Here is a 13,127-nt window from a genome sequence, read left to right on the forward strand (position 1 = left end):
TGCGGTCACATTCGACGCGGCGCGCGCCGCTCGCGCCGCATGTTTCAGTCGTGGCTCTCGGGACATGTCCGATGGAGCATGTCCTCCGGCACATCCTCCCACTCACAGCTCGGCGGCGCCGAAGGTGTCGCACTTGGCCGGGTCGTGAGAGTCGTGGCCGCGGGCGAACCACCGGGCCCGCTGCTGCGACGTGCCGTGGCTGAACGACTCCGGCTGCACGGTGCCGCGGGCCATCTTCTGCAGGCGGTCGTCGCCGATCGCCTCCGCCGCCCGCATCGCCTCCTCGATGTCGCCGGGGTCGAGCTTGCCGCGCAGCTCGGCGTCGCGCGCCCACACCCCCGCGAGGCAGTCGGCCTGCAGCTCGAGCCGCACCGACAGCCCGCCCGCGCCCTGCAGCTGGCGCGGCGAGGCGGCGTGGACCTTGTCGGACAGCCCGAGCAGGTTCTGCACGTGGTGGGCGACCTCGTGGGCGATCACGTAGGCCTGGGCGAAGTCGCCGGTGGCGCCGAGGCGGTCGCGCAGCTCGCGGTAGAAGCCGAGGTCGATGTACACGCGCTGATCGGCCGGGCAGTAGAACGGCCCCGAGGCGGCGTCGCCGTAGCCGCAGCCGGTCGGCGTGCGGTCGGTGAACAGCACCAGCTTGGCCTTTTGGTACGGCGTCGGCCCGGCCCCGGACACCGCGATCGGCGAGCGGGCCAGCCACGAGCCCTGCACGTCGTCGAGCGCGTAGGCGACGTAGCTCGACAGGTCGTCGGCCTTGTCGGCGGCGACCGGCGCGTCCTGCTGGCCCGCCAGGTACGAGCCCTGCTGCTCACAGCGGCCCATCGTCGCGTACAGCACGAGCATGAGGATCACGCCGATCCAGCCGAAGCGCGAGCGGAGCAGCACGCCGACGAGGCCGAGCATCGCGCCCCCGCCGCCCCCGCCGCCCCCGAAGCTCCGCTGGCCTCGGCGGTCGATGACGTCGTCGCTGCGGTAGCCCTTCTCGAAGCGCATGCCTCGAGCGTGATCCTATTTGCCGGACGGCGCCAGCGAGGCGACCGCGCTCTGGCTGGGGTCGGTCGGCGCCAGCGGGCCCGTCAGCGCCCCGAGGTCGACGTAACCGCGCTGCTTCAGCACCACGAACGGCCGCTCGTCGAAGTACAGCTGGCCCGCCCCGTCGTGCTCGACGATCTGGACCTTGCCCGCTCCGTAGTCGGCGTTGCGGCCGTAGTAGCCGACCTCGAGGCGGTACGGGTAGGCCGAGGCCGTCCCGTCGATCACGAACGCCTCGAGGCCGTAGCCCGCGTCCATGTCGTCGAGCAGGCGGCCGCCGGACTCGAGCGTCTTCTCGCGGTAGAACGCGTGCCAGCCGTGGCCGTCGCGCACGTGCAGGTCGAGGTCGCCCTGCGCGTTGTCCCAGCTGAGCACGAAGCGCAGCGACGGCTGCTCGGCCAGCTCGGCCTCCTGCACGCGCAGCGACTCCATCACGTAGTCGCGCTGGTCGGGCCAGCGGCGGATCCACGCCGCCGCGACCAGGCCGAGGTCGTCCTTGAACACCCGCTCGAGCCCGCGGGTCTTCGGCTCGACGCGGGCCCACGCCATGCCGTCGAGCAGCGCCGCCCAGGCCTCGCCGAAGTAGCCGGCCCGCAGCAGCGCGTAGGCGTACAGGCGGTAGCCGGCCGGGTCTTCGTAGCGCTGCTCGATGGCCCGGCTGTAGGCGTCGAGCACCAGCCAGTTGGCGGCCTCGCCGGTGCGCTCGAGCCGGCCCGCCGCCGTGCGCCTCACGTCGGCGCGGCCGGGGTACAGGTCGATCAGCGAGCCGTACGCGCGGGCCGCCAGGTCGTCGCGGCCGTTGGCCTCGAGCGCCTCGCCGAAGGCCAGCAGCGCCATCACGTCGGCCGGCGCCGCCCGCTGCCACCGCTCGGCGACCCCGAGCGCGTTGCGCTTGTCGTCCCACGCGCCCAGCAGGTTCATCACCGCCAGGAAGTTGCCCTCGTAGGCGTCGGCCGGGGTGCGCTGGGGCCCGAAGCGCAGCCCGGCGTCCTTGTCGCGCAGGCGGTCGCGCGCGTCCTCGCGGGCCAGCTCGGCCGCGGCGTCGGCCCGGCTGTTCTCCCGGACAGGTCCCTTCGGACCTTGCCTTTGGGACCTGCGCGAACGGACAGGCGGCACCGGCGGCGGCGGCGCGGCGCTGATCGACGGCGGCGCCACGTCGAAGCTGGTCATGCGCAGCTCGGCCAGCAGCGCGTGCGACTCCGGCGCGACGCGCTCGTCGGGCAGCGGCACCGGGGCCGCCTCGCGCCACTCGGCGCCGAACTTGCCGACCGCCAGCACGTCGCGCAGCGAGGTGCCGTCGAGGCCGAAGCGGGCGTAGTCGTGGGCCGAGCCGATCACGACCATCGCCGTGGCGTCGTTGACGATCCGGTTCGACAGCGAGAACTCGACCGCGCGCTCGCGGAACTTGTCGCAGGTGTCGTCGGGCCCGCGGGCGCACGAGCGGGCCTGGTCGATGAGCCAGGCGGCGCGGGCCCCCGCCCACGCGTCCTGCAGCAGCGGCGACGGCGAGCGCGTCAGGGCCACGCCGTGGCGGGCCGCGACCTCGTGCCCGACCAGCTCGACCTCGAGCTCGTCCTCCGCGTACTCGGCGTAGACCAGCACGTCGTCGCCGGCCTGCACGCTCTCGAGCTTCTGCGGGTAGACCCAGCCGCTCCCGGGCACGCGCACCTCGACGTCGCGGACCACCGTGCGGGTCATGCGGTGGGCCGCGACCCGCGGCGTCACCCCGCTGCGCAGCACCAGCCCCGGCCGCGCCGCCGCCAGCTCGTGGCCCATCGCCTTCATCGTCTCCGGCCGCGCGCCGAGCTGCGTCAGCGTCGTCAGCCCGCGCAGCAGCGCCGGGTCGGCCGCCCCGCCCTCGACCATCACGTCGAGCCGCGCCACCCCGAGCTTGCGCAGCCGCTCGGCCTCGGTGACGAGCGCCGCCTCGCTGTGCGCCCCGGCGGTCACCAGCCCGTCAGTCATCACCAGCATGCGCCGCGCCGGCCGCTCGCCGCCGCGGACCGCGAAGCGCAGCGCCCCGAGCAGGTTCGACGCGCCGAGCGCCCGCCGCGAGCGGATCGCCGCCAGCTCGGCCTCGCCGAACCCGCGGATCGGGCCCTCGTAAGCCACCTCGGCGCCCTGATCGAACGCCACCACGCGCAGCGGGATGTCCCCTGGGACACGTGCGCCCAGCTCCTGGATCACCTGGCCCAGGCGATCGACGTGGGTGTCCCAGCCGAGCCCCTGCGAGGCGCTGGTGTCGAACAGGATCGCCAGGCTCTCGACCGGATCGGGGTGGTCGTGGGGGATCGGCGAGATCCGGGCCACCACCATGTTGTCGTGGCGCAGGCCCAGCTCGCGCGGCCCGTGCGGCTGCACGACGATGTCGCCGGTCGGTCGCACGTCGGCGAAGCGGTAGAACTCGCCGTCGCCGCGGACCCCGGCGAACAGCGGGTCGCCGCCCATCACCAGCGGCGAGCGCGAGCGCAGCGCCACCGCCAGCTCGCGCAGCGGCGCCAGGCCGGCCACCGGCACGCGGTACGGCTCGCTGCGGCCCCGCATCTCCTGCGTGTACGCCACGATCAGCCGCGTCTGTTGCCGCGCCGCGATCGGCTCGACGCGCGCCACGAAGCGCTCGCCCTCCGGCGCGCCGACCAGCTGCGGCTCCTGCGGCGCGTGGTCCAGCGCCAGCTGCTGGATCGCCGTGCGCCGCGGCACCACCTCGGCCTCTTGCCACGCGCCGTCGCGGAGCGCCGCGAAGCGGGTCACGCGGGCGCCCGGCGGGATCGCCAGCGCCAGGCGGCCGGCCAGAGTGCGGCCCTCCGGGTTGTCGAACGCCAGCTCGAGCTCCGTGAACGCCAGCGGCTGATCGAGCACCGCCCGCACTCGCAGCACGCGCAGCGGCAGCTCGGCCCCGTCGGCCGCGGTCAGCGAGATCGGCGGCTCGCGGCGGATCGGCTCGTCGACGCCGGTCTTCGCGGCCAGGTTCGCCAGATCGGGCCCCGACTCGGAGCGAGCGCCGGGACCGCCGCACGCGAGCGCCAGCACCGCCACGGCGATCGGCGCCGAGCTCCAACCAGCCAACCTGTTGCTACGGAGTGCCATCCCGATGCGCGCGGACCGACACCAACGGTCGCACAGGGGACCTTGCGGCGCAACCTGGCGGCTCGAAGCATCGCTTTGCCGCGGGGGTGGCGGCCGCCGCCGGGGTCCCACCTTGTCCCACGCGAGCGCGAGCGCCCCTGCGCAGCGCACGGCGCCGGTCGCCGGCTGACCCGAACGCCAGGTCGCGGCGATTTTGCTAACGTCCGCCGCGCGTGCCAGCCGATTTCGTCCCTGCCTCGCCCCCGCTCGCCGTCGTCCTCGCCGCGGGCAAGGGCACGCGCATGCGCTCCGACCTGCCCAAGGTCCTGCACCCGCTGGCCGGCGAGCCGCTGGCCGTGCACGTCCTGCGCAGCGCCCGGGCGGCCGGCGTCGCCGGGCTCGTGGTCGTCGTCGGTCACGGGGCCGAGCAGGTCGAGGCGGCCCTGCGGCCCGTGTTCGCCGACCTCCGGTTCGTGCTGCAGGCCCAGCAGCTCGGCACCGGGCACGCGGTCCAGTGCGCACTACCCGCGATCGGCGATCACGACGGCCCGGTGCTCATCCTCTCCGGCGACGTCCCGCTGCTGCGACCGGCCACCCTCGCCGGCCTGCTCGACGCCTGCGCGTCCAGCGGCGCCGGCCTGGCGCTCGCCACCTTCGAGCCCGCCGACCCGCACGGCTACGGCCGGATCGTCCGCGACGACCACGGGCGGATCCAAGCCATCGTCGAGGAGCGCGACGCCGACGCGGCCATCCGCGCGATCCGGGAGTGCAATGCCGGGGTCTACTGCGCCTCCGCCGAGCTCCTGCGCAGCGAGTTGCCGGCCCTCGGGCGGGCCAACGCGCAGGGGGAGATCTACCTGACCGACCTCGTGGCCCGGGCGGCCGGCCGCGGCGTCCACACCTTGAAGGTCCCCGCCGACGAGGTCGCCGGCGTCAACACCCCCGAGCAGCTGGCCGCCGTGGGCGAACTGCTGGCCGCCCGCGGGGGCTGACCCTTCGGGCATGTCCGAGAGAGCATGCCCGAACGCGCATGTCCTCGCAGACATGTTCGTCAAAACATGTCCTCTCGGACCTGCCCACCGGTCTCCGCACGGGCTCCCGCGCCCCCGCGCCCTCGCCTCAGCGCTGGATCGCCGCGACCTCGTCGACCTGGCTGCGCAGCTCGTGGATGTCGAACGGCTTCTCGATGAAGCGATCGCAGCCCGCGTCCATCGCCTGGCGGCGCTCGCGTTTCATCACGCTGGCGGTCACGGCGAGGACCGGCGTCGCGGCGATGTCGGGGGTCGCGCGGATCCGCTGGACCACCTCGATCCCGCTGATCCCTGGCAGGTCGAGGTCGAGCAGCACGACGTCGGGTCGCCGGTCGCGCACCAGGGCCAGGCCGGACAGCCCGTCCTTGGCGCCGATGACTTCGTACTCGCCGGACAGCTCGAGGATCTTGCGGGCCAGAGCGAAGTTGCTCGGGTTGTCCTCGATGTAGACGACGAGCTTGCGGCCCTCCACGGGCTGCAGTCTAGCGGACAACGGCGCGGCGCGGGCGCGCCTTGCGTTACACTCGCGGCCCATGCACGCCCCTGACGCCCGCGCAGGCGACCGCCGATCCCGGCGGCCTGCTCCGAGTCGGTGGTCGTGCGGCCCCGTGTGGGGTCTCTTCGCGGCAGGGGTCTTGCCGTGGACCGCCGCGGCCGCCGGCCCGGCAGTGCCTGCGAGCGCGGCCAGCACGGCGAGCCCGACCGCGAGCCCCAGCGCAGGGCCCGCGGGCCCCGCCGCGCAGGAGCGGCGCAGCGTCACCATCGCCGCGCTCGAGGTCCGCGGCACCGAGCAGACCCCGTCGGCGCGGGTCCTCGAGATCCTCGCCGCCGAGGGTCTGCGCCAGGGCGAGACCTTGCTGTGGCCCGAGGACGCGCGGGTCCAGCGGGCCCGCCTGCGCCTGCTCCAGACCGACGCCTTCGAGCGCGTCACCCTGCGACTGCGCCCGCTCGCCGGCGAGCCGGGCAGCGTCACCTTGACCGTCGACGTCGAGGAGCGCATCTCGCTCGAGGTCACCGACCTGTACCTCGGGACATCTCGCTTCACCCCCTTCCGCGGCGGCATCCAGGCGCTCGAGCGCAACTTCCTCGGCCGCGCCCTCCACCTCGGCGGCGGCTTCGTGTGGGGCAGCTTGCCGCGGCAGGTCCCTCGCAGTCGGCGGCAGCAGGCCTTCCGCCTCCACCTCGCCGCCCCGCGCCTGCGCGGCAGCCGGTTCGGCCTCGCCGGCACCGTCTACGTCACCTCTGCGAGCGAGCCGTACCGGATCGCCGGCCGCACCGACGACCCTGACCCGTCCCTGTTCCGCACCGTCGACTACGGCCGGATCGGCGGCATCCTCGGCACCACCTTCAACGCCGGCAACCGCCTCGTCTTCGGCCTCGACTACCGGTTCGAGCGCGTCAACGCCCAGCTCCCCGTCGACCCGACCTACACTTCGCCGATCGGCGAGTCGCGGTCGATCGACCTCGAGCTGCTGTCCGGCGTCCACCGCCTCACCTCCTTCGACTTCGGCCTCAACTACGACGGCCGCGACGAGGCCGCGCGGTTCGGCAAGGGCGCGCGGGTCGCCCTCGACCTCCAGCTCAGCTCTCCGCTGGTCGGCAGCGAGTACGAGTACATCAAGCTGGTCGCCGGCGGCGCCTACAGCTTCCGCCTGCCCTGGGGCCACTGGATCACCCCCAGCGTCGTCGCCGGGCAGATCGCCGGGCGGGCCCCGCGGTTCGAGCGCTTCTTCGCCGGCGATCTCAGCGACTGGACCCCCGGACGCGAGCTGGGTCTCGTCTACACCACCCGCAGCCCCGTCGACGTCTTCAATACCGGCATCGACCGCCGCGTCCTCGGCTCGTTGTTCGCCCGCCTCGACCTCGAGTACGTGTGGCCGCTGTTCCAGCGCAATCGCGTGCGCGGGATCAAGGCCGGTTACCTCGTGTGGTCGACCGGCATCTTCACCTTCGCCGGCGACTCCGCCGAGCGGGCCCTTCACCGGGCCGCCGGCGAGTGGGCCGCCCCGATCGGCTTCAACGCCAACTTCGGCCTGCGCCTCGAGACCGTCGTCGGCGCGCTCGAGTTCAGCGTCGGCAACGTCCTGCGGAGGACCCCGCTGTGAGACGGCGCGCCCTCCTCCTCGCCGGCCTCTCGCTGCCGCTGCTGGGCGCCAGCGGCCTCGAGCTGCTGCGCAACCGCCGGGCCAAGTTCGAGGAGGTCGGCGACGGCGTGCTCATGACCGTCGCCATGCCGGAGCTGCTCCCCACGCGCGACGTCGACGCCATGGCCTCGCTCGAGTCGGCGTTCGCCACCACCCTCGTGTTCGAGATCGTCGTCTACCGCGCCGGTCACAGCGTCCCGGTCGACCAGCGCTCGCGCGTCGTCAAGATCCAGTACAACCCCTGGAAAGAGCGCTACGTGGTCACCACCAGCGATCCGGGGCGGGCCCCGCAGATCCGCTACTACACCGAGCGCGACGAGGCCATCGCCCGCGCCACCACCCTCGACCGCGTCCGTGTCGGCCGCGTCAGCGCCCTCCAGCGCGGCCCCGACGCCGTCTACTTCGCCACCGTCGTCGGCCAGCGCAACCCGATCGACCGCGACCTGCTCGCCCCGCAGTCGGGCGACGAGTGGGACCGCGGCCAGGGCCGCGACCTCTCGGTCTTCTCGCGCTGGGTCGGCATCTTCGTCCGCGCCACCCAGAGCGCAGAGCAGACCTTCGCAATAAAAACCGTCCCCGGCTTCTATCTGGTGTCGTCATGAGTCCGCGCGGCCCCAGCGACGACGACGACGCCCCGCGCCCGGGGCCGGCGGACACCCCGCCCGGCGAGCGCGCGGCCGATCCGTCCCGTCCTCGCTCCGCCGATGCGCGCGACGACTTCGCAGGATCCTCCGCCCGCCGCGCCCGCGACGACTTCGCAGGATCCTCCGCCCGCGGGCGCGACGACCTCGCAGGATCCGCGCCGTCCTCCGACCCGCGCGCCCGGCCCCGCGAGCCCTCGCGCCCGCTCGCGCCCGGCAAGCGCGAGCCCTCGCGCCCGCTCGCGCGACCCGCCGGGCGCCCGCCCTCGACAGTCACCCCGGCCGCGCGGCCCGAGTCGGCCGCGCTCAAGTCCTCCACCGACGCCCCCCAGCGGTCGTTCGCCTCGTTCGCCCGCTTCTCGGTGCCCGACTCGCGGCCCTCCGATCTCTCGCGGATCCGCATGACCCGGATCGGCCAGCGGATCGTCGCCGCTCCGCGGGTCCCGTGGTGGGGACGGCTCGAGTCGCGGGTGATCACCGCCCTCGTGTGCCTCGGCATCCTCTGCGTCGGCGCCTCGGCCTACCTCGTCGCCCTCACCGTCCAGTACTTCGAGGGCATCGTCGGCTCGGCCACGCAGAAGAGCGACGACGCCGTCGCCCTCGCGCTGCCCTTCTACGACGGCTACGTCAAGGCGCGCAAGGAGACCTACCGCGCCCGCCTCGAGGCCATGGCCCGCGAGGTCGAGCTGGCGTCCGCGCGTGGCGAGCTCGCGGCCGACGACCCCGCCGCCGTGCGCGAGCTCCTGCACGAGCTCCTGCGCCGCGAGGCCGACCTCGTCGAGCTGCAGGCCCAGGGTCCGCACTCGGCCCTGGCCGAGCGGCGCGCCCTCCTGCCCGAGGACGAGGGCGCGCGGATCTGGGTCATGTCGGGCCCTGTCCCTTTGAACATGTCCTCCCCGACAGGGCCGATCGACCAGGGCAGCCTGGCCGCCATCTTCGCCCTCGACCCCGCGCTCGACCGCGACTACCAGTCGCTCGGCATGATCAAGCGCGGCCTCGACTACGTCACCGTCGACGGCAACGTCGTCGACCGCGGCGAGCTCGAGCGGGCCGTCTACCGCGCGATCGGGGCCGCCAGCGCCCTGGTGTTGATGGTCGCCTTCATCGCCGGCTTCCTGCTCGCGCGGGCCACCACGCGCAAGCTCAGCATGCTCAGCGACGCCATGCTGCGGGTCGCCGGCGGCGACCTGCTGGCGCGGGTGCCCGAGCTCGGCAACGACGAGCTCGGCCAGCTCGGCGCCGCCTTCAACGGCATGCTCGACGAGCTCGCCTCGGCCCAGCGCAAGCTGTCGTACCTGCAGAGGGTCGGCGCCTGGCAGGAGATGGCGCGGCGGATCGCCCACGAGATCAAGAACCCGCTCACGCCGATCCAGCTGGCCGCCCAGCAGCTGCGCGAGAAGGACCCCGGCACCGACGAGAACTTCTCGCGCCTGCTCCGCTCCTCGGTCGAGATCGTCGAGGACGAGATCGAGTCGCTGCGGCGCATGGTCACCAGCTTCTCGCGCTTCGCCAAGGTCCCCGAGGCCCAGCTCGAGCCGACCGTGGTCGCGCGGATCCTCGCCGAGTTCGAGCGCGCCTACGGCCACCTCACCGAGCGCGAGTCGGATGTCCTCGAGGTCATGCCGGCCCCGCCTTCGCTCGCCATCCTCGGCGATCGCCAGCTGCTCAAGCAGTGCCTGGTCAACCTGGTCGAGAACGCGGTGCTGTCGCAGCGGCAGCGCGGCCCGGTCCACGTGCGGGTGACCGCGCGCCCGGCCGAGGGCGAGCCCGGGTTCGTCGAGCTGCGGGTCGACGACAACGGCCCCGGCATCGAGCCCGAGCGGCGCGAGCGGGTGTTCGAGCCCTACGAGTCGACGCGCAAGGAGGGCACCGGCCTCGGCCTGGCGATCGTCAAGAAGGTCGTCCTCGATCACAACGGCGAGGTGCGGGTCGAGGACAGCGAGCTCGGCGGCGCCGCCGTGGTGATCCGGCTGCCGCTCCACGAGCCCCCGGGCTGACCGCCGGCGGCCCCGCGGCGAGGGGCAGATCTGCGCAGCGCGCCGGTCCCTCCGACCGCGCAAACAGCGCGGCGCGCATCTCGACTCTGACACCGCCCGGGCGCGGGCATAAGCGCCTCGTCCGGCGCCCGATCCGGCGCAGACTCCCCGCGGACCGGGCTGCCCGGCTTGTGGCCGCCGGGGTATCGTAGGCCCGCTCGGCTCCAGAGCTCTCGCGCATGACCTCCGCTGACACCGATCTCGGGTTCCCGACCAAGGGCTCGCTCAAGCGCGTGCCGTTCTCCAGCCTGCTGCGCGACATCGGCGGCGCCGGCGTCACCGGCAGCCTCTACCTGATGAGCGGGGACACCAAGAAGGTGGTGTTCTTCGTCGACGGCCGACCCACCGTCGTCCGCAGCAACCTCGCCAGCGAGTTCCTCGGCCAGGTCCTGACCGATCAGGGCCTCATCACCCAGGAGCAGTGCGACAACACCCTCGAGGCGATCCGCCGCACCGGCAAGAAGCAGGGCGAGCTGCTCGTCGAGATGGGCATCCTCTCCGAGCACAACCTGCGCTACGGCCTCGAGGAGCAGCTGCGACGCAAGCTGTTCGAGATCTTCGCCTGGGAGGAGGGCCGCTTCCAGTTCAAGGAAGGGGCCGAGCCCGGGCTCACCGGCACCCCGCCGGCCGGCACCACCGAGGCGCTGATCCTCGCCGCGATCCAGGAGCGCTTCACCGACGAGCGCGCGCGCGAGGCCCTGCGCCCCTACGCCGACAAGTACCCGACCCAGAGCCCGAAGTGGACCGGCGACGCGGCCGGCCTCGAGCTCCTGCCGGAGGAGCTGTACTTCCTGCGCTGCATCGACGGCAGCCGGACCACCGACGAGTTGCTGTCGCGCCGGCCCGACCTCGAGGTCCCGCAGCTGTCGACCTTGCTGCTCGGCCTCGTCAGCGCCGGCGTCGTCGATGCCCTCGAAACCAAGTCGCCGCGCCGCCTGGCCCCCCTGCGGCCCAACCTGACCCCGCCGACCTTGCCCGAAGAGCAGCTCGCGCCCGGCTTCGAGGTCCTCTCGACCATCGGCGAGTACGAGGACACCCCGCTGCCGAGCCGCCTGCCGGTCGACCTCGGCGCCTCCTCGAGCCGCAACCCTCGCGTCCCGCTGCTGCCGACCGAGGACGAGGAGATGTTCCGCGGCCTCAACGTCGACGAGAGCATCGTCACCGACCCGCGCAACCTGCGGGCCAAGCTGCAGGCCGCCGCCAGCCGCGAGATCATCCCGCGCCCCGCTCCCGCCGTTGCCCCGACGCTCACCCCTGCCCCCGCGGCCGCCGACGTCTCGGGCTCGTTCGACTCCGAGACCGACTTCAGCGACCTGCGCGACGGCCCCGAGGACTCGGTCCGCGCCACGGTGCCCGTGCCCGCGCCCGCGCAGGCCCCCGCGCACAAGCTCGGCCCGCCGCCCGGCCTCGCCTCGCTGCTGCGCAAGGACACCCCGGCGCCCGTGGTTCCGCCGGCCGGGGGCGCCGACGTCTCGCACACCTCCGCGGTCATCGCCCTGCTCGACGACCCCGAGCTTCCCGACGACCTGCCCGACGACCTGCCCGATCCCGACGACCTCCTCGGCGACGAGTCGCTCGCCGGCGTCGCCCTCTCCGACGAGCCGCTCCCCGACGAGTCCCTCGCCGGCATCGCCCTCCCCGACGAGCCCCTCCCCGAGGAGTCTCTCGCCGGCATCGCCATCCCCGACGAGCCCCTCCCCGAAGAGTCCCTCGTCGGCATCGCCATCCCCGACGAGCCCCTCCCCGAAGAGTCCCTCGTCGGCGTCGCCATCCCCGACGAGCAGGAGGCGGCTGACGGCGACGAGCCGCTCGACGACATCGAGGAGCTCGAGGAGCTCGACGACGACGAGATGATCGAGGACGAGGCCGCCGACGAGGACGAGCCGGTCGAGCCGCCCGTGGCCGCCGCCGCCGACGTCGACGAGCCGCGCGACGAGGCCGATGACGCCCTCGCCGACCTCGCGGGCCTCGCCGGCAGCGACCCCGACGCCGAGCCTCCCCCTTCGCTGGCGCCGGTGAGCCTCGCCCCCGAGGCCCTCACGGACCTGCCCGAAGAGCCAGGTGACCTCGGCGACCTCGCCGGCGACAGCGCCCTGCAGCCGCCCGCGCCCGTCACCCCCGAGGCCGGCCTCGCCGCCGACGCCGGCCTCGATCCCGACGACCTGCTCGCCGGCGTCGACGACGACCTCTTGCTCGGCGACTCCGACGAGCCGCTGCCCGACCTCGACGACCTCGACGGCCTCGATCTCGGCGACGACCTCGGCGACCTCGCCGGCGACCTCGGCGACGACCTCGACGGCGCCCCGCTCGATCCCAACGTCTCCGGCGACCTCTCGCTGTCCGTCGATCTCGCCGACCTCGGCGATCCCAACGTCTCCGGCGACCTCTCGGCCGAGATCGGCAACCTCGGCGAGGACGAGGACGAAGACGAGGCCGAGGCCGAGGAGCTCGACCCGCTCGACGACGAGCCCGAGCTCGGCGACCTCGGCGGCGACGCCGGCTATGTCGACGAGCCGATGCTCGCCAGCGGCGAGAACACCTTCGTCGGGCCCAACGACGAGGGCGCCGGCGGCGACGGCGGCGCCGAGGCCTACGCGGCCATGCGTTACGGCGAGGCCGAGGTCGCCATGCGCGAGGGCGACTACGACACCGCGGTCGCCCTGTTCGAGGACGCGTACAACACCGGCTTCGACACCGCCGACCTGCACGCCCACCTCGCCTTCGCCCGCTACCGGGCCAGCGGCGGCGACCCCGAGATCGCCCAGAACTCGCTCGACCTGCTCGACTACGCCGAGGGCATCAACCCCAGCCTGGCGATCCTCCACGCCTATCGCGGCGCGATCTACGTCGGCATGGGCGCCGCCGACAACGCCCGCGAGTGCTTCGAGCGCGCGCTCTACCTCGACCCGTACTGCGAGCTCGCGCTCGAGTACCGCGACGCCGAGTAAGCGAGCGCGACCGACCAGGTCGGCCCATCCGCGGAGATGTCCCTCGGGACATCTCCGCGAAATCACATGTCTCTCGGGACACTCGCTCCTCCGGCGCTACATGTCCCTCGGGACATCCGCCGTCGAGGAGCCACATGTCCCTCGAACATCCGCTCCCCGGCCGCCCTGTGTCTCTCGGGACATCCGCCCGGCCGCCATACGTCTCCCAGGGATCCGCCCCCGGCAC

At 73.7% G+C, this 13,127-nt stretch carries 8 protein-coding genes; 5 read left to right on the forward strand and 3 right to left on the reverse strand.

Annotated elements, in window-relative coordinates:
* Positions 1 to 102 precede the first annotated feature (102 nt).
* Both OV090_RS00920 and OV090_RS00925 read right to left on the reverse strand, forming a co-directional pair.
* Positions 103 to 996, reverse strand: coding sequence for a neutral zinc metallopeptidase (locus OV090_RS00920; RefSeq protein WP_267701536.1), 894 nt, complete (start codon positions 994 to 996; stop codon positions 103 to 105).
* 15 nt (positions 997 to 1,011) lie between these two features.
* Positions 1,012 to 4,101: a hypothetical protein gene (locus OV090_RS00925; protein WP_267701537.1), complete on the reverse strand. Its 3,090-nt coding sequence runs from the start codon at positions 4,099 to 4,101 to the stop codon at positions 1,012 to 1,014.
* A 233-nt stretch (positions 4,102 to 4,334) separates the two neighbouring features.
* Here OV090_RS00925 and OV090_RS00930 point away from each other — a divergent pair, with 233 nt between their 5' ends.
* Entirely contained in the window at positions 4,335 to 5,093 is a 759-nt protein-coding gene (locus tag OV090_RS00930) for an NTP transferase domain-containing protein (RefSeq protein WP_267701538.1), read from the forward strand.
* Between the two features lie 127 nt (positions 5,094 to 5,220).
* Here OV090_RS00930 and OV090_RS00935 read toward each other — a convergent pair whose 3' ends face one another.
* The gene (locus OV090_RS00935; protein WP_267701539.1) at positions 5,221 to 5,604 is read right to left on the reverse strand and encodes a response regulator; all 384 of its coding nucleotides are present in this window, start codon (positions 5,602 to 5,604) and stop codon (positions 5,221 to 5,223) included.
* 136 nt (positions 5,605 to 5,740) lie between these two features.
* Here OV090_RS00935 and OV090_RS00940 point away from each other — a divergent pair, with 136 nt between their 5' ends.
* From OV090_RS00940 to OV090_RS00955, 4 genes are all read left to right on the forward strand, one after another.
* Positions 5,741 to 7,237: a BamA/TamA family outer membrane protein gene (locus tag OV090_RS00940; RefSeq protein WP_267701540.1), complete on the forward strand. Its 1,497-nt coding sequence runs from the start codon at positions 5,741 to 5,743 to the stop codon at positions 7,235 to 7,237.
* Positions 7,234 to 7,878, forward strand: a complete 645-nt coding sequence (locus OV090_RS00945) for a DUF4390 domain-containing protein (protein WP_267701541.1) — start codon at positions 7,234 to 7,236, stop codon at positions 7,876 to 7,878. Before OV090_RS00940 ends, OV090_RS00945 begins: the two co-directional genes overlap by 4 nt.
* Positions 7,875 to 9,914, forward strand: coding sequence for an ATP-binding protein (locus tag OV090_RS00950; RefSeq protein ID WP_267701542.1), 2,040 nt, complete (start codon positions 7,875 to 7,877; stop codon positions 9,912 to 9,914). The genes OV090_RS00945 and OV090_RS00950 overlap by 4 nt, the downstream gene beginning before the upstream one ends.
* Before the next feature lie 218 nt (positions 9,915 to 10,132).
* Positions 10,133 to 12,901 carry a DUF4388 domain-containing protein gene (locus OV090_RS00955; protein ID WP_267701543.1) on the forward strand — a complete coding sequence of 923 codons (2,769 nt, stop codon included), beginning with the start codon at positions 10,133 to 10,135 and terminating at the stop codon, positions 12,899 to 12,901.
* Positions 12,902 to 13,127: the final 226 nt, after the last annotated feature.

This window comes from Nannocystis sp. RBIL2, from assembly GCF_026626745.1.
GTDB lineage: Bacteria > Myxococcota_A > Polyangia > Nannocystales > Nannocystaceae > Nannocystis.